This is a genomic window from Limnohabitans sp. JirII-29 (genome assembly GCF_003063395.1).
In the GTDB taxonomy this organism is placed as follows: domain Bacteria; phylum Pseudomonadota; class Gammaproteobacteria; order Burkholderiales; family Burkholderiaceae_C; genus Limnohabitans.
Genome location: NZ_NESB01000010.1, coordinates 46,002 through 68,707 on the forward strand (window position 1 = coordinate 46,002; position 22,706 = coordinate 68,707).

At 57.4% G+C, this 22,706-nt stretch carries 24 protein-coding genes; 5 read left to right on the forward strand and 19 right to left on the reverse strand.

Going from position 1 to position 22,706, the window contains the following annotated elements:
* Nucleotides 1-49 precede the first annotated feature (49 nt).
* Nucleotides 50-334 (reverse strand): helix-turn-helix domain-containing protein, encoded by a 285-nt coding sequence (locus tag B9Z39_RS14380; protein ID WP_108302173.1) that lies wholly within the window; start codon nt 332-334, stop codon nt 50-52.
* Complete coding sequence (locus B9Z39_RS14385; protein ID WP_108302174.1) at nt 334-657, reverse strand: type II toxin-antitoxin system RelE/ParE family toxin; 324 nt, start codon at nt 655-657, stop codon at nt 334-336. The genes B9Z39_RS14380 and B9Z39_RS14385 overlap by 1 nt, the downstream gene beginning before the upstream one ends.
* A gap of 129 nt (nt 658-786) precedes the next feature.
* On the opposite strand from B9Z39_RS14385, the gene B9Z39_RS14390 reads away from it, so the two are divergent.
* Nucleotides 787-1,635 carry a symmetrical bis(5'-nucleosyl)-tetraphosphatase gene (locus B9Z39_RS14390; protein ID WP_100147931.1) on the forward strand — a complete coding sequence of 283 codons (849 nt, stop codon included), beginning with the start codon at nt 787-789 and terminating at the stop codon, nt 1,633-1,635.
* A 17-nt stretch (nt 1,636-1,652) separates the two neighbouring features.
* Here the strand turns inward: B9Z39_RS14390 and B9Z39_RS14395 are convergent, their stop codons facing one another.
* Nucleotides 1,653-3,083: a DEAD/DEAH box helicase gene (locus B9Z39_RS14395; RefSeq protein ID WP_100147965.1), complete on the reverse strand. Its 1,431-nt coding sequence runs from the start codon at nt 3,081-3,083 to the stop codon at nt 1,653-1,655.
* A gap of 61 nt (nt 3,084-3,144) precedes the next feature.
* Nucleotides 3,145-3,714: a dCTP deaminase gene (gene dcd, locus B9Z39_RS14400; RefSeq protein ID WP_100147930.1), complete on the reverse strand. Its 570-nt coding sequence runs from the start codon at nt 3,712-3,714 to the stop codon at nt 3,145-3,147.
* Between the two features lie 36 nt (nt 3,715-3,750).
* Between dcd and B9Z39_RS14405 the strand changes: the two genes are divergently transcribed.
* Together B9Z39_RS14405 and B9Z39_RS14410 are read left to right on the forward strand one after the other, a co-directional pair.
* On the forward strand, nt 3,751-4,092 hold the full coding sequence (locus tag B9Z39_RS14405) for a nucleotidyltransferase domain-containing protein (protein WP_108302175.1): 342 nt from the start codon (nt 3,751-3,753) through the stop codon (nt 4,090-4,092).
* Nucleotides 4,089-4,469, forward strand: coding sequence for a HEPN domain-containing protein (locus tag B9Z39_RS14410; protein WP_233202729.1), 381 nt, complete (start codon nt 4,089-4,091; stop codon nt 4,467-4,469). The genes B9Z39_RS14405 and B9Z39_RS14410 overlap by 4 nt, the downstream gene beginning before the upstream one ends.
* Before the next feature lie 12 nt (nt 4,470-4,481).
* On the opposite strand, the gene B9Z39_RS14415 is transcribed toward B9Z39_RS14410, so the two are convergent.
* The 5 genes from B9Z39_RS14415 to B9Z39_RS14435 all read right to left on the reverse strand — a co-directional run bounded on the left by B9Z39_RS14415 (nt 4,482) and on the right by B9Z39_RS14435 (nt 9,523).
* Complete coding sequence (locus tag B9Z39_RS14415; protein WP_108302176.1) at nt 4,482-5,534, reverse strand: adenosine deaminase; 1,053 nt, start codon at nt 5,532-5,534, stop codon at nt 4,482-4,484.
* Nucleotides 5,535-5,677: 143 nt separating this feature from the next.
* Nucleotides 5,678-6,340, reverse strand: coding sequence for a cysteine hydrolase family protein (locus B9Z39_RS14420; RefSeq protein ID WP_108302223.1), 663 nt, complete (start codon nt 6,338-6,340; stop codon nt 5,678-5,680).
* A gap of 14 nt (nt 6,341-6,354) precedes the next feature.
* Entirely contained in the window at nt 6,355-7,434 is a 1,080-nt protein-coding gene (locus B9Z39_RS14425) for a BMP family ABC transporter substrate-binding protein (protein WP_233249021.1), read from the reverse strand.
* A gap of 56 nt (nt 7,435-7,490) precedes the next feature.
* Complete coding sequence (locus B9Z39_RS14430; protein WP_108302178.1) at nt 7,491-8,414, reverse strand: ABC transporter permease; 924 nt, start codon at nt 8,412-8,414, stop codon at nt 7,491-7,493.
* Nucleotides 8,414-9,523 carry an ABC transporter permease gene (locus tag B9Z39_RS14435; RefSeq protein ID WP_233249022.1) on the reverse strand — a complete coding sequence of 370 codons (1,110 nt, stop codon included), beginning with the start codon at nt 9,521-9,523 and terminating at the stop codon, nt 8,414-8,416. Before B9Z39_RS14435 ends, B9Z39_RS14430 begins: the two co-directional genes overlap by 1 nt.
* 275 nt (nt 9,524-9,798) lie before the next feature.
* Between B9Z39_RS14435 and B9Z39_RS14440 the strand changes: the two genes are divergently transcribed.
* Nucleotides 9,799-11,307, forward strand: a complete 1,509-nt coding sequence (locus B9Z39_RS14440; RefSeq protein WP_108302224.1) for an ABC transporter ATP-binding protein — start codon at nt 9,799-9,801, stop codon at nt 11,305-11,307.
* Between the two features lies 1 nt (nt 11,308).
* Here the strand turns inward: B9Z39_RS14440 and pncA are convergent, their stop codons facing one another.
* The 8 genes from pncA to B9Z39_RS14480 form a co-directional block, all read right to left on the reverse strand.
* Nucleotides 11,309-12,031 (reverse strand): bifunctional nicotinamidase/pyrazinamidase, encoded by a 723-nt coding sequence (gene pncA / locus B9Z39_RS14445; RefSeq protein ID WP_108302180.1) that lies wholly within the window; start codon nt 12,029-12,031, stop codon nt 11,309-11,311.
* Between the two features lie 73 nt (nt 12,032-12,104).
* On the reverse strand, nt 12,105-13,376 hold the full coding sequence (gene urtA, locus B9Z39_RS14450; protein ID WP_108302225.1) for an urea ABC transporter substrate-binding protein: 1,272 nt from the start codon (nt 13,374-13,376) through the stop codon (nt 12,105-12,107).
* Nucleotides 13,377-13,465: 89 nt separating this feature from the next.
* On the reverse strand, nt 13,466-14,509 hold the full coding sequence (locus B9Z39_RS14455) for a porin (protein WP_108302181.1): 1,044 nt from the start codon (nt 14,507-14,509) through the stop codon (nt 13,466-13,468).
* Between the two features lie 162 nt (nt 14,510-14,671).
* Nucleotides 14,672-15,397, reverse strand: a complete 726-nt coding sequence (locus tag B9Z39_RS14460) for an aspartate/glutamate racemase family protein (RefSeq protein ID WP_199221224.1) — start codon at nt 15,395-15,397, stop codon at nt 14,672-14,674.
* 3 nt (nt 15,398-15,400) lie between these two features.
* Nucleotides 15,401-16,276, reverse strand: a complete 876-nt coding sequence (locus B9Z39_RS14465; protein WP_108302182.1) for an ABC transporter permease — start codon at nt 16,274-16,276, stop codon at nt 15,401-15,403.
* Nucleotide 16,277: 1 nt separating this feature from the next.
* Nucleotides 16,278-17,192 (reverse strand): ABC transporter permease, encoded by a 915-nt coding sequence (locus B9Z39_RS14470; protein WP_100147838.1) that lies wholly within the window; start codon nt 17,190-17,192, stop codon nt 16,278-16,280.
* Nucleotides 17,193-17,231: 39 nt separating this feature from the next.
* Nucleotides 17,232-18,539 carry a PotD/PotF family extracellular solute-binding protein gene (locus B9Z39_RS14475; protein ID WP_100147837.1) on the reverse strand — a complete coding sequence of 436 codons (1,308 nt, stop codon included), beginning with the start codon at nt 18,537-18,539 and terminating at the stop codon, nt 17,232-17,234.
* 36 nt (nt 18,540-18,575) lie between these two features.
* The gene (locus tag B9Z39_RS14480) at nt 18,576-19,634 is read right to left on the reverse strand and encodes an ABC transporter ATP-binding protein (RefSeq protein WP_108302183.1); all 1,059 of its coding nucleotides are present in this window, start codon (nt 19,632-19,634) and stop codon (nt 18,576-18,578) included.
* A 221-nt stretch (nt 19,635-19,855) separates the two neighbouring features.
* Here B9Z39_RS14480 and upp point away from each other — a divergent pair, with 221 nt between their 5' ends.
* On the forward strand, nt 19,856-20,494 hold the full coding sequence (gene upp, locus B9Z39_RS14485) for a uracil phosphoribosyltransferase (RefSeq protein WP_100147835.1): 639 nt from the start codon (nt 19,856-19,858) through the stop codon (nt 20,492-20,494).
* A 55-nt stretch (nt 20,495-20,549) separates the two neighbouring features.
* On the opposite strand, the gene B9Z39_RS14490 is transcribed toward upp, so the two are convergent.
* Together B9Z39_RS14490 and B9Z39_RS14495 are read right to left on the reverse strand one after the other, a co-directional pair.
* Nucleotides 20,550-21,425, reverse strand: a complete 876-nt coding sequence (locus B9Z39_RS14490) for an outer envelope protein (RefSeq protein WP_100147851.1) — start codon at nt 21,423-21,425, stop codon at nt 20,550-20,552.
* 118 nt (nt 21,426-21,543) lie between these two features.
* Nucleotides 21,544-22,686: a BMP family ABC transporter substrate-binding protein gene (locus tag B9Z39_RS14495; protein ID WP_100147834.1), complete on the reverse strand. Its 1,143-nt coding sequence runs from the start codon at nt 22,684-22,686 to the stop codon at nt 21,544-21,546.
* Between the last annotated feature and the right edge of the window lie 20 nt (nt 22,687-22,706).

Here is a 22,706-nt window from a genome sequence, read left to right on the forward strand (position 1 = left end):
GTGGGGCAATCGGGTAGAACAAGATTAAAAAATAGAAGCTGAGTCAACGTCAGACAGCCTCAAGTTCAACGTGAACATGTTGCCCGAGTGCTGCCGCAATATTGACCAATGCATCGAGGGAAAACCGGGAAATCTTTCCGCGAACCAAGTCGTTGATACGTGGCTGCGTCACCTTGCAATGAATGGCTGCATCGGCTTGCGTCCATCCATGGCTGGCGATCAAGTGAATAATTTTGTCCATGAGTTCTGCACGCACGCGCAAGTTGGCTGCCTCTTCGGGTGTATCGGCGAGGGCATCCCAAACGCTTTTGAATCTGTCTGGTTTGGACTTCATCACTTTTCTCCTCTCAACAATTTAAATCGAGCCGTTGCAATTTCCACATCGTTCTTAGAGGTTGTTTGCGTCTTTTTTTGAAAAGCATGCAAAACATAGATCGCCTCTTTCATTCGAGCGGTGTAGATGACACGAAATGTTCCTGCTTCATCCCAGACACGGATCTCCTCGACACCCTTGCCAATAGATGGCATGGATTTGAAGTCATTGGGCTGCCTCCCCTTTTGCACAAGATCGAGTTGACGCCCGACGTCCTGACGTGCTGCATCAGGAAATTCACGAATCCTCTTGAGGGAGTCGCCAAGAAATTGAACAGGTTTCATCTTGAATTATATCCATTTGAGTATACAAACGATTGGCACCGAGACATCCCGATCACACGCAGGCAAATGTGAACGCAATCTCAATCCAGAGCGTGAAGTTGCACCCAAAAAGCGTTAGACAATTCCATCATGACGACTTACTTGATTGGTGACGTACAAGGTTGCGACGAAGCCTTGGCACGTTTACTCACCCACGTCGATTTTTCTCCGAGCCGTGACACGCTCTACCTCTTGGGCGACTTGGTCAACCGAGGCCCCGACAACGTGGGTGTGCTGCGCCGCTTGATGGCCTATGGCAGCAGTGCGCAATGCATTTTGGGCAACCATGATTTGCACCTGTTGGCGGTGTCACAAGGGGTGCGCGCTGCACACCGGCAAGACACCATCGCCGATATCTTGAACGCTCCCGACCGCACGGTGTTGCTCGATTGGTTGCGCCAGCAACGCATGGCGATTCGCCTGGGACAGGTGCTGATGGTGCATGCCGGCGTGCTGCCGCAGTGGACACCTGAGCAAACCTTGGCACTGGCCGGCGAAGTGGAAGACGTGTTGCGCGGTGATGCGCTGGCCACCTTCATGCCGCAGATGTATGGCGGCTTACCCAACCAGTGGCACGATGACTTGCAAGGTGCCGACCGTTTGCGTGTGATCGTCAACGCGCTCACGCGCATGCGTTTTTGCGATGCGCAAGGCGCAATGGATTTCAGTGTGAAAGAAAGCGCAGACCAAGCGCCTGAGGGCTTGATGCCCTGGTTCGAGGTGCCAGGCAGGCGCAGCGCCCATGTAACAGTGGCCTTTGGCCATTGGTCCACGCTCAAAAAGGTGAACCAACCCAACGTGGTGTGTCTGGACGACGGCTGTGTGTGGGGCGGCTGCTTGAGTGCCTTGCGCATCGAGCAGCCAGAGGTCATTGGCGATGTGCGTCAACTCCCCGTTCTGAGCGTGAAATGCCAGCAAGCCCTGGACCCGCTGGCATGAGACTCAAGGCATGAGGCTCACTCGACGGTTTTGAACAACGCCGCCACTTTGCGCTTGGGCTTGATGTTGGGCGACTTGCGCAGGGGTTCTTTGGGCGCGGTCGATTCGCCCTCAGCCCGCACCGGTGCTTCGTAGGGTTTGTCAAAGAACGGGTCACGCGAAGGACGGGGTGCAACAGGCGCGTAGTTGCTTTCGCGGCGAGCACGGGCTTGACCTTCTGGGGCACGGGGCTTGTCGAGCACGTCGCGTGGGTCATCTTCACCCCAGGCACGGCGGCCCGTGTTGATGCGGCCACGCGGACGGTCTTCTTCAAACTCCACGGCTTCGAGTTCGATCTTGGTCTTGAGCAGCTTCTCAATGTCAGCCACCAAGCGCTGGTCGCTGCCCGAAACAAAGCTGATGGCCTGCCCCAAGGCACCTGCACGACCGGTGCGGCCAATGCGGTGCACATAGTCTTCGGCGTTGAACGGAATGTCAAAGTTGAACACCGCAGGCACGTCTTTGATGTCCAGGCCGCGTGCGGCCACATCGGTACACACCAGCAAGTCCACCTCGCCGCGCTTGAAGGCTTCGAGGGCTTTCAAGCGCTCGTCTTGGCTCTTGTCGCCATGCAAGGCGGTGGTGCGCAGGCCATCGCGTTCGAGCGAGCGAGCCAAGCGGGCGCAGCCGAGTTTGCTGTTGCAAAACACAAAGGCTTGGGTGATGCCATTGCTTTTGACCAACTGCTTGAGCGCGCGGTATTTGTCGTCCACACCCACGCTGTAGAAATGTTGCGTCACGGTGGACGCGGTCTCGTTGGGGCGCGCCACTTCGATGGTGACGGGGTTTTGCAAATAGCTGCCCGCCAGGCGCTTGATCTCGGGCGAGAAGGTGGCCGAGAACAACAGTGTGGTGCGCTGCTTGGGCAAGTGGCTCAAGATGCGTTGCAAGTCGGGCAAGAAACCAATGTCCAACATGCGGTCAGCTTCGTCGAGCACCACATATTCCACTTGGTTGAGCACCACGTTCTTGGCTTCGATGTGGTCGAGCAAACGCCCGGGTGTGGCCACCAGCACCTCGACGCCTTTTTTCAGCTCCAAGGTTTGGGGCTTCATGTCCATGCCACCAAACACCACCGCGCTGCGCAGGTTGCAGTACTTGGCGTAGGCCTTGACCTGTTGGGCCACCTGGTCGGCCAGCTCGCGCGTAGGCAGCAACACCAAGGCGCGCACAGGATGGCGCGCAGGCGAAGTGGAGCTGTTTTCGTGCTTGAGCAGGCGCTGCAACAAAGGCAGCGAGAAAGCCGCTGTTTTGCCCGTGCCGGTTTGGGCGGCGCCCATCACGTCTTGGCCCGTCAGAACCACCGGAATGGCCTGGGCTTGGATGGGGGTCATGGACTCGTAGCCCATTTCGGCTACGGCGCGTGCCAGCGCGGGGGCCAGCTGCAAATTGGAAAAAGAGGTCGTCATGTCAGGTGCTGATTGTCGCACCCCTGGCGAATCTCCCAAAATCGGACCCAATCCGCCGATTTCAGGTCTTGGGCAGGGTCACACCCACTTGGCCCTGGTACTTGCCGCCACGGTCTTTGTAGCTGGTCTCGCACACTTCGTCGCTCTCAAAGAACAACACCTGGGCACAGCCCTCACCGGCGTAAATCTTGGCGGGCAGCGGTGTGGTGTTGGAGAACTCCAGCGTCACATAGCCTTCCCACTCGGGCTCAAACGGCGTCACGTTGACGATGATGCCGCAGCGCGCGTAGGTGCTTTTGCCCAAGCACACGGTCAGCACATTGCGCGGAATGCGGAAGTACTCCACGGTGCGCGCCAATGCAAAGCTGTTGGGCGGGATGATGCAGACATCCGAGTTCATGTCGACAAAGCTGCGCTCGTCGAAGTTCTTGGGGTCCACCACCGTGCTGTAGATGTTGGTGAACACTTTGAACTCGGGCGCGCAACGGATGTCATAGCCGTAGCTGCTGGTGCCGTAGCTGACGATTTTTTCGCCCGCCGCGTTTTGGCGAATTTGACCTGGCTCGAACGGCTCGATCATGCCGTGCTGCTCTGCCATGCGGCGAATCCATTTGTCTGATTTGATGCTCATGGGTGCATTTTAGGGGCTTCGGCCTACAATATTTTCATGATTCCGCACGTTGATATCTCCACTTTGCTAGCTGCAAAACAGTTTGCACGTGCACTGGCGCGCACCTACGATATCAGCGAAGTTTTTTTGTTTGGTAGTCACGCGCGCGGCACAGCACATGAAGAAAGCGACGCCGATGTAGCCGTCTTATTGCGCGGCGCATCGGCCCCTTTTGTAGCGACCAAGCTTGCAATGGATGACATCGCGTATGACGTTTTGCTCGACACGGGCATTCGTATACAACCCTTGCCCATTTGGGAAGATGAGTGGGCACATCCCAGTGCGTACACCAACCCACAACTTCTGAGCAATATCGCCCGCGATGGGGTCAAACTATGAACACGAAAGAGCTGATGAACAAGGCACACCGCGCCCTTGCATCAGCTTTTGCGCTTCTGAAGGAAGGCGACAGTGATGGGGCTTGCAATCGCGCTTATTACGCCATGTTCGATGCAGCAAGAGCCGCCTTATTGGCCAGCCATTCACCCGTGCCACCAGACATTGCCAAAACACACAGTGGGTTGATCACTGCTTTCTCTTTGCATCTTGTCAAAACGGGTCGGCTATCGCTAGAGTTAGGACGTGCGCTGAATAAAGTTGAAGACTTGCGCCTGATCGCTGATTACAAGGGTGATCCACTTTCCATCGACGACGCACAATGGGCAACCGAACAGGCTCATACATTCGTCACCACCATTGAGCAACAGTTTTTCTGACCTCGCAACGGCTCAGTCATCGTGCTCAACAAAGCGCTCAAAACAGACCTTGAGTTCATGCAGCCAGTGCTGGCGCTGAACCTCGCTGACAAAGCTGGCTTCAAAGCTGTTGCGTGCCAGGGCATAGGCCTGTTGGGCATTCATGCCCGTGGCGGCAAAGGTCTGCACAAAGTTGTCGTTCATGTAGCCGCCAAAGTAGGCCGGGTCGTCTGAGTTGATGGTGACGCACAAGCCCGCATCCAGCAGTTGCGCAATGTTGTGGTCGGCCAGGTTGGGGAACACGCACAGCTTTTGATTGGACAAAGGACACACCGTCAGCGGCACCCGGTCTTTGGCCAAGCGCGCCATCAGCACGGGGTCGTGGATGGCCTGCACGCCATGGTCGATGCGCTCGACATGCAACACATCGAGCGCGCTCCAGATGTAGGCGGGTGGCCCCTCTTCCCCCGCATGCGCCACCAAGTGCAGCCCATGGGACTTGGCTAGCGCAAACACTTGGGTGAACTTCTCGGGCGGGTGCCCCACTTCGCTGGAATCGAGCCCCACACCAATGAACTTGTCTTTGAAAGGCAAGGCCTCTTGCAGCGTGTGCAAGGCGGCCTCTTCGCTCAGGTGGCGCAAGAAACACAGAATGAGTTGGGCATCCACGCCCAGCTGCGCCTTGGCGTCCACGCAGGCGCGGTGCAAACCGTGGATCACCGTCGCCATCGGCACGCCACGCTCGGTGTGGGTCTGCGGGTCAAAAAAGAGTTCGGCATGCACCACATGGTCGGCCGCTGCGCGCTGCAAGTAGGCCCAGGCCATGTCGTAAAAGTCTTGCTCGTGCAACAACACGCTGGCCCCGGCGTAGTAAATGTCCAAAAAGCTTTGCAGGTTGGTGAAGGCATAGGCCGCACGCAACGCCTCCACACTGGCGTAGGGCAAGGCCACACCGTTGCGCTGCGCCAGCGCAAAAATCAACTCAGGCTCCAGCGAGCCCTCGATGTGGATGTGCAGTTCAGCCTTGGGCATTTGACGCAAGAGCTGGGGCAAACGGTGGGCGGCGACGGCGTGAACTTTGAACATAGAAACCTCCTGGCTGTGTGTGGAGATACTACAAAGAAAAAAAGCCATGCCGCGAACAACACGGCATAGCAGACGCCGTGGTGGCCGCACACGGCCAAGGTAGAGATGATTTTTAGGGCTTTGCCAGTGTGGCAAAAACCGGCTCAGACGCTGGCTGACAGCAGGTCTTGGGCCTTGCAGATCCAGCCCACGATGCCGCCTTGGGCGGTGATCATGGCCAGGGTGGCGGCTTTGAATTCAGGAAAGTAACTGGCCGTGCCATCTTCGATCAACAAGCAGTCGTAGCCTCGGTCATTGGCTTCACGCATCGTGGACTGAACGCACACCTCGGTGGTCACACCCATGACCACCAGCTGTGTGATGCCACGCTGCTGCAATTGCGCCATCAAGTCGGTGCCATAAAACGCACCCTTGCCCGGCTTGTCAATCACCAACTCGCCCGCGATGGGGGCCAGGGCCTCCACAATTTGATTGCCCGGTTCACCGCGCACCAGCACACGCCCCATGGGGCCCACATCGCCAATGCGCAGGCTGGGGTTGCCACGCAAGCGCTTGGCATCCGGGCAGTCGCTCAAATCAGGCGCGTGGGACTCACGGGTGTGCACCACCAAGCCCCCAATGGCTCGCCAATGGTCCAACACTCGGCGCACCGTAGGCACAATCTCTTGCAAGGGCTCGACACGGTTGCCCAGGCTTTCGCCAAAGCCGCCCGGCTCCACAAAGTCGCGCTGCATGTCAATGATCAGCAGCGCGGCCTGTGCAGGCCGCAGGGCAAAGGCAAAGGGCTGGGCCGCAATGTCTGACATGGTCAGCTCAGGCATCAGTTGGGCAACTGGCCTTCTACGCCTTCGACGTAGAACTTGATGCTGTCGATGTCAGCGTCGGTGAAGGCTTGACCAGCGGCCAGCTTCATGGTGCCGTCTTGCAACTTCATGGGGCCAGAGAAGACCTTGAACTTGCCAGACACGATCTCGGCCTGCTTGGCTTCGACTTCTTTTTTCACGCTGGCAGGCAAGCTGCTGTTCAACGACACCAAGCCGTTCATCTTTTCTTTCAAGCCACCCCAGACGTTGTCTTTCATGGGTTTGCCAGCCACCGCGCCTTTGAGCACGGCGGTGTAGTAGTTGCCCCAGACTTGGGTCACAGAGGCCAGGTGCGCTTTGGGGGCCACAGCCGACATGTCCGAGTTCCAACCAAAGGCGAACACGCCCTTGTCGGCAGCGGCTTGCAAGGTGGCTGAAGAGTCGGTGTTTTGCATCAGCATGTCAGCGCCTTGGCCAATCATGGTTTCAGCGGCTTGGCGCTCTTTGGCAGGGTCATACCAAGAGCTGATCCACACCACCTTGGTTTTGACTTTGGGGTTCACGCTGCGTGCACCCATGGTGTAGGCGTTGATGTTGCGCACCACTTCAGGAATAGGGAAAGAAGCCACATAGCCCAGCACATTCGACTTGGTCATGCGCCCGGCAATGATGCCAGCCAAATAGGCGGGCTCGTACATGCGCGAGTTGTAGGTGTGCACGTTGGGTGCCGATTTGAAACCCGTGTTGTGATAGAACTCGACCTTCGGAAAAGTCTTGGCCACCTTCAAGGTTTGCTCCATGTAGCCAAACGAGGTGGTGAAGATGTACTGGTTGCCCTTGCTGGCCAGGTCGCGGATCACGCGCTCTGCATCGGCACTCTCAGGCACGTTTTCCACAATGGTGGTTTCCACCGCATCACCCAGTTCTTTTTTGGCCTGCTTCACGGCAATGTCGTGGGCAAAGGTCCAGCCGCCGTCGCCCGGTGTGCCGAAGTACACAAAGGCCGCTTTCACAGGAGGCGCAGCCACTGCGGTTTGGGTCACGCCCACAACGCCAAGCGCCAGAGCGCAAGCCAATTTGATCTTCATAAATGTCATGTCAAAACTCCTAAGTGGATGAAGGGATAAGCGCGAGAAAAAAGCAACCCGACGCCTCAGGCGTCGTCGTAAAAAGGTTTGCCTAACCATGCAGGTGCATGGCGGCGGATGGTTTCTTGGTTGGACGACAGCACCACCAACACCACCACCGTGGCAAGGTAGGGCAAGCTGGCCAACGCAAAGGTAGACACCTTGATGCCAATGGCCTGGAAGTACAGCCCCAGCGCCGTGACGCTGCCAAACAGCAAGGCCCCAATCGCCACGCGGTGTGGCCGCCAGGTGGCAAACACCACCAAGGCCAAGGCAATCCAGCCGTTGCCCGAGGTCAGGCCGTCTTGCCACATCTTGAATTGCGCCACCGAGTAGTAGGTGCCCGCCAGGCCCGACAAGGCCCCACCAAACGCCACCGCTGCATAACGCACACGCGTGACATGCAGCCCCAAGGAGCGCGCCACCACCGGCGACTCGCCCACGGCCTTCAAGGTCAGCCCAGCGCGGGTATGACGCAGAAACCACATCACCACCAACAGCAACACCAGCGCGGCATAGCCCAGCAGGTCGAGCGAGAAAAACGACGCACCCAACAACGGCAGATCTTGCAAATAAGGAATGGGCGCAGGCGCAAAACTGGTGGGGGCGCTGAAACCCACATAGGGGCGACCCAACACGGCCGTGATGCCCGAGCCCAAGATGGTGAGCGACAAACCCGCCGCCACTTGGTTGGCCTGCAAGGTGATGGTGACAAAACCAAACACCAGCGACGCCAACACGCCCACCGCCATGCCCACCAACACCGCCAGCGGCAACGAGCCACCGTTGGCCACCGTCATGAAGCTGGCCAAGGCACCCAACAACATCATGCCTTCCAGCCCGAGGTTCAACACGCCGGCGCGCTCGGCAATCAGCTCGCCCAGAGCGGCCAACAGCAAAGGAATAGCCGCACCCAAGGCACTGGCCAACAAGGGGGTGAGAGACTCCATCACGCGGTGCCTCCCAGCGCTTTGGGGTTGGCGTCAAGCGACACCACGCGGTACTTGACCAACACATCGCAGGCCAACAAGAACAGCAGCAGCAAGCCCTGAAACACCTCGCTCACCGCCTTGGGCAATTGCATGGTCACCTGCACCGCTTCGCCGCCCAAGTACAGCAAGGCCATGAGCAGCGAGGCCAACACAATCCCGAGCGCGTGCAAGCGGCCCAAGGTTGCCACGATGATGGCGGTGAAGCCATAGCCTGGCGTCCAGCGGTCGTTGAGTTGCCCCAGCGGACCGGCCACATCCGACACACCAGCCAAGCCCGCCGCAGCGCCACCAATCAGCAAGGTGATCCAGATGATCCAGCGGTCTCGGTAGCCCGCATAACGTGCCGCCGCTGGGGCCTCACCCGTCACCAAGTGCTGAAAGCCCGCATAAGAGCTTTGCATGAAGAACCACGCCACAGGAATGGCCACCAAGGTGATGAACACCGAGCTGTTGATGCGCGTGCCCTCCCACAGGTCCCAGCCATAAGAAGCCAACGGCGCAAACAAGGCCGCGTCGGAAAACGACACGGTGATGGGAAAGTTGTTGGCCATCGGATCGCGCCAAGGGCCGTAAACCAAAAACTTGACCACCAGATCGGCCACATAGGTGAGCATCAAGCTCACCAAAATTTCGTTGGTATGAAACTGGGCCCGGCACAGCGCAGTCAGCGACGCCCACAGCGCCCCACCCAGCGCAGCGGCCACCACCATCAAGGGCAGCACCCAGGGCGCATCGACCTCATGGAAATAAATCGCCAAGCCACTGGCAAAAATGCCGCCCACATACATCTGCCCCTCGGCACCGATGTTCCAAATGTTGGCGCGGTAACCCACCGCCAATCCCAGCGCAATCAAGCACAGAGGCGAGGCCTTCAAGAGCAACTCGCTGACGCCGTTGGCGTCACGCAGCGGATCGATGAAAAACGCTTGGTAAGCCAACCAAGGGTTCTTGCCCAACACCATAAAAATCAAAAAACCCGCCAGCAAGGTCAGGCCAATCGCAATCACGGGTGCCCACACCCGCATCGACTGCAAAGGCTCTGCGCGAGGAACGAGTTTGAGCCTCATGGCAACACCAGGCGCAACATCGCACGAGCGAGAAGGGTTTGGGGTAGGCGTTTCATGGCAACAAGTGAAGGTGCTGTATGCGACGCAAGTTGCATACCAAGACCCCACGGCAGCCCCACCCTCAAAGAGCCCCACAAAGAGGCGCATCGCACCAGCTTGACGCATACAAAACTATGCAAATCACTGGTGCAGTGCGAGACGTACACAAATCAAGCAGCGCAGACAGCGCCAATGCGTCGCAGCCATACGGCACAGTTATTGCGGCCTGCTTGCGCATGACTTCCAACACCCCACGGCTTGTCTTGAGTGGTATCAGCAAGCGCTACCCCACCGTCATCGCCAACCAAGGCATCGACCTCACCGTGCGCGCTGGCGAAATTCACGCCTTGCTCGGCGAGAACGGTGCGGGCAAAAGCACGCTCATGAAAATCGTCTACGGCGTCACCAAGCCCGACGCCGGTGACATCGTGTGGGAAGGCCGCGAGGTCACCATCGACAGCCCAGCCCAAGCGCGACGCCTTGGCATTGGCATGGTGTTTCAGCACTTCGCCTTGTTCGAGTCGCTCACCGTGGCCGAGAACATCAGCCTGTCGTTGGACGAGCCTGAATCCATCCAGGCCCTGTCGGGCCGCATCACCGAGGTGTCGCAACGCTATGGGCTGCCGATCGACCCCAGCCGCATGGTGCACACCATGTCGGTGGGTGAGCGGCAACGGGTGGAGATCGTGCGTTGCCTGCTGCAAAACCCCAAGCTGCTGATCATGGACGAGCCCACCTCGGTGCTGACGCCGCAAGCCGTGCTGGTCTTGTTTGACACCTTGCGCCGCTTAGCGGCTGAAGGGTGCAGCATTTTGTACATCAGCCACAAGCTCGACGAAATTCGTGCCTTGTGCGACACCGCCACCGTGCTGCGCGGCGGCAAAGTCACGGGCTATGCCAACCCCAAACAAGAAACATCCAGCCAACTGGCGCGCCTGATGATTGGCACCGACCTGCCCGAATGCGCCAGTCAGCCGCAAGAAGCTGGTCCCGTGCTGCTGGAAGTCAAAGACTTGAGCCTGCACAGCGCGGACCCTTTTGGCACCCACTTGCAGCACATTGACCTGCAAGTGCGCGCCGGCGAGATCGTGGGCATTGCAGGCATCTCGGGCAATGGCCAGAAAGAACTGCTGGCCGCCATTTCAGGCGAAGTGCCGCAAGAGGCTGCACACACGGTGACTCTGTGCGGTCAAGCGGTTGGACGCATGAACCCGGCGCAGCGACGCAGCGTGGGCCTGACCTTTGTGCCCGAAGAACGCTTGGGGCGCGGTGCAGTGCCACCCATGAGTTTGTCCAACAACGCCTTGCTCACGGGGGCTCGCCAAGGCATGGTGCAACTGGGTGTGATTCAACGCCAAGCCACCACCACCTTTGCACGTGCGGTGATTGAACGCTTCAAAGTGGCCTGCGGTGGCCCCAACGCACTGGCCACCAGCTTGTCGGGTGGCAACTTGCAAAAGTTCATCGTGGGTCGCGAGATCATGCTCAAGCCCAAAGTGATGGTGGTGTCGCAACCCACCTGGGGCGTGGACGTGGGCGCAGCCATGCTGATTCGTCAAGCCCTGATTGATTTGCGCAACCAGGGCGTGGCGATTTTGGTGATCTCGGAAGAACTCGACGAGCTGTTCATGATCAGCGACCGCATGGCCGTCATCGCCAACGGCCAGCTGTCACCCGCCCTGCCCACGGCCAGCACCAACCCAGAACAAATTGGCTTGCAAATGAGTGGGCAACAAGTCGGCTGAATCAGGCCAAGGCCAAGTCGCTCGACTGAATGCGTTTCACGCCTTTGGCGGTCATGTTTTTCCAAGCCGCGGCCACTGAGCCATTGAGGTCGATGCCACGACAGGCGTCTTCCACCACATAGGTGGCAAAGCCTGCGCCGCGCGCATCCAAGGCCGTCCAGGCCACACAAAAGTCGGTGGCCAAACCCACCACAAACACCGTCTTGATACCCCGCTGCTTGAGGTAGCCCGCCAAGCCCGTGGCCGTCTTGCGGTCGGCCTCCATGAAGGCCGAGTAACTGTCCACATCGGCGTGGTAACCCTTGCGCAAAATCAATTGGGCACTGGGCAACTTGAGCTCAGGGTGCAATGCCGCGTCGGCACTGCCTTGCACACAATGGTCGGGCCACAGCACCTGGGTGCCGTAGGGCATGGTGGTGGTCTCAAACGGTTTTTTGCCGGGGTGGGCGCTGGCAAACGAGGCGTGACCGGGCGTGTGCCAGTCTTGCGTGACCACGATGTTGGCAAACGCGCTGGCCATGCGGTTGATCACCGGCACCACCTCAGCACCTTTGGCCACGGGCAAGGTGCCGCCCTCGATAAAACAGTTTTGCACGTCCACCACGATCAAGGCAGCGTCGCTGCCGGGTTTGATTTTTTCGGCGGACAAAGCCCAAGGGGCGACAGACCCCAACACGCCCAATGCGGCGAAACTTTGAAGAAGATGTCTGCGTGAGGGTGACATAAAGAAACTCCTAAAGAGAATCGGCGCACAAAATGTGCGCCGATACAAACAAGCAAGAACGCAAGGCTTGAGCTTACTTCTTCACAGGTTCATCAGGCTTCTTGTCGTTGCCTTCGATGAACGGGCTCCATGGCTTGGCCTTGACAGGACCGGGTGTCTTCCACACCACGTTGAACTGGCCATCGGCCTTGATCTCGCCAATGAACACCGACTTGTGCAAGTGGTGGTTCTTCTCATCCATCTTGCTGGTGATGCCGCTCGGTGCCGTGAAGGTCTGACCCGCCATCGCCGCAATCACCTTGTCCACATCGGTGCTCTTGGCCTTCTCCACCGCTTGCTTCCACATGTGGATGCCGATGTAGGTGGCTTCCATCGGGTCGTTGGTCAGTGGCTTGTCCTTGTGACCCGCAATGCCCTTGGCCTTGGCGTAGTCGCTCCACTTCTTGATGAAGGCATCGTTGGTCGGGTTCTTGATGCTCATGAAGTAGTTCCATGCCGCCAAGTGGCCCACCAGCGGCTTGGTGTCCACACCACGCAGCTCTTCTTCGCCCACGCTGAATGCCACCACGGGTACGTCTTTGGCCTTCAAGCCTGCATTGCCCAGTTCTTTGTAGAACGGCACGTTGGAGTCACCGTTGATGGTGGACACCACCGCGGTCTTGCCACCGGCGGAGAATTTCTTGATGTCGGCCACGATGGTTTGGTAGTCGCTGTGGCCAAACGGGGTGTACTTTTCGTCGATGTCCGACTCTTTCACGCCCTTGCTCTTGAGGTAAGCGCGCAAGATTTTGTTGGTGGTGCGGGGGTACACATAGTCGGTGCCCAGCAAGACCCAGCGCTTGGCAGCACCACCGTCTTTGCTCATCAAATAGTCCACGGCAGGAATGGCTTGCTGGTTAGGGGCAGCGCCGGTGTAGAACACGTTCTTGCTGAGTTCTTCACCTTCGTATTGCACGGGGTAGAACAGCAAGCCGTTGAGTTCTTCGACCACGGGCAACACAGATTTGCGCGACACCGAGGTCCAGCAGCCAAACATCACGGCCACTTTGTCTTGGGTCAGCAACTGCTTGGTTTTTTCTGCAAACAAAGGCCAGTTTGATGCGGGGTCGACCACCACGGGTTCGAGCTTTTTGCCCAGCACGCCGCCTTTGGCGTTGATTTCGTCAATCGCCATCAAGACGGTGTCTTTGAGCACGGTCTCAGAGATGGCCATGGTGCCCGACAGGCTGTGCAGCACGCCCACCTTGATGGTGTCTGCGGCAAAGGCTTGCGGCACAACGGCAAACGATCCCACCGACAGCGCTGCGGCTGCGGCCAGGGCCTTGAGGTTTCCTCGACGATTCATCATGATCAATTTCCTTTTCAAACAAAAAAGCGTCTACCCGCTAGACGTGGATAGACGCGTTAAAAACCTTGGAGAAAAAACAACGCGGCTTAGAAAGTCACGCGCACACCCATGGCCACAGACTGTTGCGATTGGCCTGCCACCCAACCCGATGACTCGCTAGACAGCGACTGACTGGCGGTGCTGGAGTTTGTGATGCGCGCCACGTTGCCCACAAAGGCCACATCAGGACGCCATGCATAAATGGCCAACAGACGCGTCACCGTGGAGTCGTTGGACAAGGTGGTGTTCTTACGCTTGAGCGAATCCAAAGACACGGTCAACTTGGGGTTCACGGCGTAGTCGATGCCGAGGTTGGTGACGTTGGCCTTGGTCGCGGCAACTGCCGAGGTACCCAAAGACACAAAGGTGCCAGCGGCAATGTCGCTCGATGCATAACCAATGCGCGGCTTGTAGGCACCCATGGTGTAGCTGGCCCCCATGGTGGTCAACTTGTAGGTGGTGTCGGTGGTGCTCTTTTCGTTGAACACGGTGGCCGCTGCATAGATGGGACCGTCGGCATACTTCAAACCGATGTTGCTCAAAGAGCCTGAGTTGTCGTCATTCAATGCCGATGCGTACATCACCGCACCTTGGAAAGCGCCCATGGTGGGTGTGACGTACTTGATGGACTTGGAGTAAATGTCGCTGATCGCATCAAACTCAGAGAACTTGAACACCGCACCGGCGTTGTAACCGCCTTTGAACACAGAGCCGACCAACCAGTCGTCGTTCAAGTTCCATTGACGACCCAACGACACGCTGCCGGCGGAACCTTTCAGGCCCACATAGGCGTTGCGAGAGAACAAGGTCGAGGTGTCAGACATCTTGCCGTCGGTGGGTTTAAAGCCCGCTTGGAAATTGAAAAATCCAGTGGCACCGTCACCAAAATCTTTGTCCCCCGAGATGCCCACATTCGAGACACCCAAGATGCTGCTGGCAGCGCCTGAAATGGTTTTGTTAGCAGAGCTACCGGTTTTGTTGGTGGTGACGTAGCCACCATCAATCACGCCGGTGATTTTCATATCGGCCATGGCCGCTGAACAGAGAGTGGCAGCCAAAGCAATGGCGCCGAGTTTGAAAGTGGATTGCATGATTTCCCTTTTTTGGTTTGAAAAAGACTGACACCGCGGCTTTGAAAGCCCAAAGATGTTGTGCACAAAATATGCCAAACCAAAAGCCGAAAGAATGGCCCTAAATTAATAAAACTGAGCATCAAAAATGTGCAGGCGCACTTGTTTAAAGCAAGGAGTGCACTAATCAGGGATGACGCCCTCGGTCTTGAACCAAGACACATCTGGCTTGTGGCGCGCCACACCTGTTGTGCGCGACATGGCACGCACAGCTTGCCGCACACCCGCTTGCACACTGTCGATGATGGGCACAGGCAGGGCGTGTTGCAACTCAGCCGCCATGCCCGCCAAACCCGCACCGCCCAAGATCAAACTGTTGACTTGAAATTTTTCAAGGGCTGCCAAACAGGCGTCACGCAAAACAACTTGTGCAGCCACCGGATCAGCTGCCAGTTGCGCACCCGTGGCTTGCACGGTGAAGGACCCGGCCAAGGTATCGGCATAACCCAAAGCGTGCGCGAGACGCGTCAACATGGCGGGCCAGCGCTCACCACCGGTGACGATGGCAAAAGGCCCTTGCAAAGCAGCCTCCAAGAATGAAGCCGCAGCAAGCCCCGTCACCGGCGCGTCGCTAATTTCTTGCAAGGCAAACAAGGCCGGGTCACCAAAGCAGCCAATCAATACCGCGCTCGGTGCTGCGTGGTGGTTGCGGGTGTGTTGCAGGTAGGCATCGAGCGTGGCGTGCCCTGCCACGGCATAGCTGGTTTCGTCGGAAATATAGGGCGCACCAAAACGCGCTTGCAGGGTGGTCACGCGCACATCTGCGCCCGCCACTGTCTGCGCGTGTTGTGCCAACAAACGCGTCACCGATGGCGTGGTGTTGGGGTTGATGACCAGCAACTCACGCATGGGTCATGCGCGTGAACGCTTGGCGCGTTGGTCAAACCACGCCACCAAACACAGGGTGACGGTCATCACCACCAACGACACCAAGGTGGTCACCGTGGCCAAGGCATAAATGGCTGGGGTGGTGACGGTGGTGGTGAGGCCTTGCAACTCCAAGGGGAGTGTGTTGACGTCGCCAATGGCTTGTGAGGTACGGGCAATTTCGTCCCAACTCAAAGTGAAGCCAAACATGGCAATCCCCACCACAGAAGAAGCAATCATGGGCAGCACCACATGACGAAAGCCTTGCCAGGGGCTGGCACCCAAGTCGCGCGCGGCTTCTTCATACGCCGGGTTGAAACGGTTGAACACCGCAAACATGATCAGCAAACCAAAGGGCAGCGTCCAGGTCAGGTGTGCGCCCAAGGCAGAGGTGGACAAGCCCAAAGCGCTGCCATAGCCCTCCAACACCTCTTGCATGCCCAGCATGTCAAGAGCTCCTTTGATGACGCCATCGATCAATCGAAATTCCAAACCAATGCCCAAGGACACGATGATGGACGGCATGATCAAGCTCGCCACCACCACATAAAACAAGGTGTTGGCGAATGGCAGTTTTTTGCGAAAGGCCAAGCCCGCCAACAGCGAGAACACCACCGTGAGCACCATCACCACCGTGCCCAGCCCCAAGGACCGCTTCAGAGCGGCACCAATGTCCACAACCCCTAAGCCTTCTTGCAGTTTGGCGAACCAATACGTCGACGTGCCACGCAAGGGAAAGGTCAATCCACCCTCTGGGCCTTGAAAACTCAACACCACAATGGTCAACATCGGGCCGTACAAAAACAACACAAACGCGGCAAAGAAACATGCGAGCAACCAAAACTCCAAGCTGCGCTTCATGTCACAGCTCCTTGCGGATGTCGACCATGCGCGTCAGCGCCCAAATGATCATCAACACAATGGCCAACAAGATCACCGCATTGGCCGCAGCCAAAGGAAACTGAAGGTACGAAGTCTGCACCTGGATGATTTTTCCAACCGAGGCGATTTGCTGACCGCCCATCACGCCGATGGTCACAAAGTCGCCCATCACGATGGTGATGATGAAGATCGAGCCAATGATGATGCCGGTCTTGGACAAGGGCACGATCACGTTCCACAAGATTTGCCACGCACTGGCACCGCTGTCGCTGGCAGCTTCGATCAGGCTGCGGTCGATGCGCATCATGGAGTTGAAGATGGGCACGATCATGAACATGGTGTAGAGATGCACAAAGGCCAACACCACCGAAAAATCTGAAAACAACAACCACTCAATGGGTGAGGCAATCACCCCCGCCTGGACCAAGGCCTGGTTCACCAAGCCATGCCGTCCCAGCAAAGGCACCCACGAAATCATGCGAATGACATTGGAGGTCCAAAAGGGAATCGTGCACAGCACAAACAGCACGGTTTGCACGCTCACAGAGGTGACAAAAAAAGCCAAGAAATACGACACGGTGAACCCAATCACCAAGGTCAGCAACCACACCCACGCGCAAAACTTGAAGGTGGACACATAGGTCTTCAAGGTCACGCACCAATCACCTTCTGAGGCACAACCTTCAAAAATCGACAGGTAGTTTTTGAAGGTGAAGTCTGGCAATAACTCGTACTCGTTGAAGTCCCAAAAACTGACCATTACCACCAAGGCCAACGGAATCACAAAGAACACCGCAAACACCAGCGCCAAAGGCGCTGCTTGCCACGCAGCAGCCAACTGCCGCCCCAGCGGGGCAGCAGCGATCGGACCGGTGGATGTCTGGGGGCTGGTCATCGCAGTGGCGGTCCGATCGGTGGGCTAGGCATCAGCCGGTTAGGCCGCTACAAACTCGTTCCATTTCTGGACCATGTAGTTGTTTTCATCCATCACCGCGTTCCAGCACGCAATGCCGCCCATGCGCGCTTCGTAGCTGCCGCCGTCACGCACCGCACCGGCTTTGGCCAACACATCGCCATGCGGGCTCTTGATGTCTTGCGTGGCAGGCTTGCCTTCCATCCAATACGCCCACTCGTAGGCTTCCATTTTGGATTTGGCGGTGTCGAGCACAGCGCTGTAATAGCCTTGGCGGTTCAGGTAGGCACCGGCCCAGCCGTCCAAGAACCAGTTGATGAACTCGTACGCACCGTCGAGCTTTTTGCCACTCAAGGTGGCAGGCAAACCAAAGCCTGCGGCCCAGGCGCGGTATCCCTCTTTCAAAGGCTGGAAGGTGCAGTCAATGCCCTTGGAGCGCACGGCTGTGACAGCCGGTGACCACATGGACTGAATCACCACCTCGCCCGAGGCCATCAGGTTGACCGACTCGTTGAAGTCTTTCCACAAGCTGCGGAATTGGCCTGCTTTTTTGGCTTCGATCAGGGTTTTGATGGTGAGGTCAATTTCCTTCTTGGTCATGTTGCCCTTGTCGGGGTATTTGTAAATGCCCATGGCTTCCACCACCATGGCCGCGTCCATGATGCCAATGGAGGGAATGTTCAAGATGGCGGCCTTGCCCTTGAACTCGGGGTTGAGCAACTCGGCCCACGAGTTGATGGGGCGCTTGATCAGGTCGGGGCGAATGCCCAGGGTGTCGGCGTTGTAGACCGTGGGGATCAAGGACATGAATTGGGTGGGGCTCTTGGCGAAGACTTTGCTCTTTTCGCCTTCGAGGTAAATCACTTTCTTGGGTGCTGTGCCTTGGTCACCCACCGCTTTGCCCGCCACTTTGCCTGTGGTGAACAAGCTGGTGATCTTGTCGGCGTTTTTGATGCGCTTGGTGTCAATGCCTTTGAGGTTGCCGGTGGGCACGATTTTCTTGAGCGAGAAATACTCCGTATCGATCAAGTCAAAGGTGTTGGGCGCGGTGACAGCACGCTTGGTCACGTCGTCGGTGGTCACCGCCACGTATTGAATTTCAATGCCAGTGTCTGCTTTGAACTTGTCGCCAATTGCTTTGTCTTGGTTCACCGCCGTGCCCAGGTAACGCAGCACGATTTTTTCTTGCGCATGGATGGCCGGAAACAAGCCCGACGCCAAAATGCCTGCGGTGCCTTTGAGCAAGGCGCGACGCGGCACCGAAGACGACAGGGTTTCAGACGCTGCGTCTTGCAGCGACGATGTGTTTTGAACAACTGGCTCTGACATGGCAAATACTCCTTGAGGATGGTGGGTAAAGAGAAATCAAACCGTTGAAACTGACGCCGACGTGAAGTGATGCGCGGCATCCACAGACCAAGCCACTTGTGCCTGCTGGCCCAACGCGAAAGGCTGCGCCATGAAGCGGTTTTCAGACACCATCACCGTCAGCTCTGAAGGAGTGGCTTGCGGTGCCGCTGCCTGCGCTTGCAAGCCCACCAAGACATGCGTGCCTTGGTATTCAATGTCTGTGATGCGTGCTGTGAGGGTCTGGCTACCAGGCGCTACGCGGTCTGTCATGGCATGCAACTGCATGTGGTCTGCACGCACCGTGATGAGTGCCCCACACCATGCAAGGACGTTGCGCCCGCCCATGAAGCGCGCCACAAACTCGCTGCGGGGTTGGTTGTAAATCTCGTGCGGTGAGCCCATTTGCTCGATGGTTCCGTGGTTCATCACCACCATGGTGTCGGCCAAGGCCATGGCCTCTTCTTGCGAGTGGGTCACGTGGATGAAGGTCAGCTTGAGCTCTTTTTGCCAACGCCTCAACTCGGCACGCATTTGAATGCGCAAAAAGGGGTCCAGGGCCGACAGAGGCTCATCCAGTAACAACACCTTGGGTTCGGTGATCAGTGCACGCGCCAAGGCCACGCGCTGCTGCTGCCCGCCCGACAACTCGCCCGGCTTGCGCTGCGCCAAATGCGACATGGACACGCGCTCTAACAGTTGCCCGGCAGCTTGGTGTCGGGTGGCGGTGTCCACCCCTTTCATCTTCAAGCTGAAGGCCACGTTGTCCAAGGCCGACATGTGCGGAAACAGGGCAAAGCTTTGAAACATCATGGCAGTGCCACGTGCAGCAGCGGGCAGGTCGGTGATGTTGCGGTTTTCCAGCAACACATCGCCGCTGGTGACCGACTCGTGACCCGCGATCATGCGCAAGGTGGTGCTTTTGCCGCAACCCGACGGCCCCAACAAACAGCAATAGCTGCCACTGGCAATGCGCAGGTTGATGGCATCCACAGCGGGCTTGCCATCGCCATAGTTTTTTGTGAGCGACACCAACTCCACGGCGGCTGCGTTGGATGGGGCTTGGCGTAGGTCCATGCAAACACATCGCAAAACGTATGCCAACTTTGTATACGTATTTCTCACAAATCGCATACACACAAGCACGCTCTTGGTGCTGGGCAGCCTTGCTCTTGCCACGTCGTGGTGCAAACAGGCGGATCGATTCAGTGCGTGGGTCGACAATTGGGCAGGCACCAGCCGCCGTGACTTTGGCTCAAAAGTTGCTGGCTTTGTGTCACCCATTCCCACAGGACACCATGTTGACCGACACACACATCCATCTGATTGACCACCCCTTGGTTCAACACAAGCTGACCTTGATGCGCTGCAAAGACGCCAGCACACACTCCTTCCGCCAATTGCTGCATGAGCTGTCCATGCTCATGGCCTATGAGGTGACGCGCGACATGCCGGTGCAGCACATCGAGATCGAAACCCCACTGGAGACCATGCAGTCGCCCGTGATTGATGGCAAAAAGTTGGTGCTGGTAAGCATCTTGCGCGCAGGCAGCGGCATCTTGGACGGCATGCTCACCGTGGTGCCCGGCGCACGCGTGGGACACATTGGCTTGTACCGCGACCCACACACGCTAGAGGCGGTGGAGTACTACTTCAAAATGCCGCCCGACATGCAAGAGCGCGACGTGGTGCTGGTCGACCCCATGTTGGCCACCGGGCATTCAGCCGTGGCAGCCATCACGCGGGTGAAAGCCTTGAACCCGAGGTCGGTCAAGTTTGTGTGTCTGCTCACCTGCCCTGAAGGCCTGGCCGAAGTGCGCAAGTGCCACCCGGACGTGCACATCTACACCGCATCGATTGACCGCGCACTCAACGACCACGGCTACATCTTGCCCGGCTTGGGCGATGCGGGCGACCGCATATTTGGAACGCGTTGAAACGCCAACGAAACAAGGCCACCCGAGGGCGGCCTTGTGCATGAATGGCGCTTGATTAGAAGTGGTATTCAGCGCGGATCATGGGGGTCTTGGCGAAAGCGCCGGGGCCTGCTTGTCCGGTAGATGAGTTGGTTGTGGCAGTCGTTGGATTGCCAAACTTGTTTTTCCAGTATTGGTATTCCAAGCCCACTTTGAAGGTGTTCTTGCTGGCGTTGACGGCGGAACTCATGTCGTACATGACTTGCATGTCGATATTGGTTTCTGCAGCGGTGTCACCACCAAACTCATTTTTCCCTTTGGCGGTAATCAGGTTGGCAAACCCTTCAAAAGACAAGGGCACAGACGCCACGCTGAAAGGAATACCCCAAGACAAACTAATCATGGGATGGGTGTCGTAGTTATAACGCGGCGTCGATGTGCTGCTGTAACCGTTGAAAGGAGAGTTGCTTTCAAACAAGGCAAGCAAGCTCACGTTCAAGAAACCGGGAACGTCCAACATCAAAGTCGGGCCCACCACAAACATTTCCTTTTTGGAGTTGTAGCCGGCATCAGTTTTGGTGTTGAAGTCAAAGCCAGCCGTCACGCCCAAGCCACGCACGCCGCTGGTTTTGAACGACTTGCCGGTGGCCTTTTCAAGGTCCACGGTGTTGCGGTACACCACATACACCTCGCGCGCGCCTTCAGAAGATGTGGCAGTTGCAGGGTCTTTGCTGTTGGACATCAACATGTCCACGTTGAAGAAGTTGGTGCCGTATTTGTAGCCGCTGACGTGTGTCAAGCCCACGATGTTTTTGGAGATATCTGTGTTGCCGTAAGGCTCAGCAAACTTGCTGCCATGGCGGTACGTCAAAGCCGTGTCGCTCCAATCCGCAGCTTGAGCAGCCACTGATGTCAGCGCAGCGAAAGCAATCAGCGAGAGTTTGTATTTCATGTCAAATTCCTTCAAGGTTAAAAAAGACTAGCTCAGATTGCTAGCAAAACGCGGGCCAAAAAATGACAAAAGCCGCCCGAAGGCGGCTTTTGTCAAACTGAAAACTGTATAGACAGTTTTACTTGGCGCCAGGCACCTTGCCTTCCACGCCTTTGACGAAGAAGTTGATGCCACTCATGAACTTGTCATCGGCCACTTCGTCTTTCTTCAAGACTTCTTTGCCGGTGTTGTCAGCCAAGGGGCCTTTCCAGATGGCAAAGCTGCCGTCTTTCAAACCCTTCTTCACGTCGTCCACTTTGGCTTTGGTTTCAGCAGGCACGTCTTCGGCGATGGACACGATGTCAATCGCGCCTTCTTTCACGCCCCACCAAGTGTGTGCGCCACCGGCCCACTTGCCTTCCAGCGCAGCACGGGTGGCGGCCACGTAGTAAGGCGTCCAGTTGATCACGCTCGATGCCAGGTGCGCTTTGGGGCCGTAAGCGGTCATGTCCGAGTCCCAACCAAAGGCGCGCTTGCCTTTGTCTTGTGCGGTTTTGAGCACGGCGGGCGAGTCGGTGTTTTGGAACAACACGTCAGCGCCACCGTTGATCAGGCTGGTGGCAGCTTCAGTTTCTTTCGGTGGGTTGAACCACTCATTGACCCACACCACTTTGGTTTTGATTTTGGGGTTGCTCGACTGAGCGCCCAAGGTGAAGCTGTTGATGTTGCGGATCACTTCAGGAATTGGGATCGAAGCCACCACACCCAGGGTGTTGCTCTTGGTCATCTTGCCCGCAATCACACCGGCCAAGTACGCACCTTCGTAGGTACGGCTGTCGTAGGTGTTCATGTTGGGGGCCTGCTTGTAGCCGGTGGCGTGTTCAAACTTCACGCCCGCGTTGTCAGCCGCCACTTTGAGCATCGGCTCCATGTAGCCAAAGGTGGTGCCAAACACCAACTTGTTGCCCTGGCCCACCATGTCGCGCAGCACGCGCTCGGCATCAGCCGACTCAGGCACGTTCTCGACAAACGAGGTTTGGATCTTGTCGCCAAATTCTTTTTCGAGGGCTTTGCGGGCGTTGTCGTGCGCAAAGGTCCAGCCACCGTCGCCCACAGGGCCCACGTAGGCAAAGGCAATTTTGAGTGGCTCGGCCTTGGCTTCAGCCTTGGGGGCTTCGGCGGGCTTGGCCTCTTCTTTTTTACCGCAGCCGACCAAGGCAGCGGCAGCCACGGCGGTCAAGGCCGCAGCGTGAATCCAACGACGTGTGTACAAATCTGTCATGCAAGTTCCTTCTTGTGAGA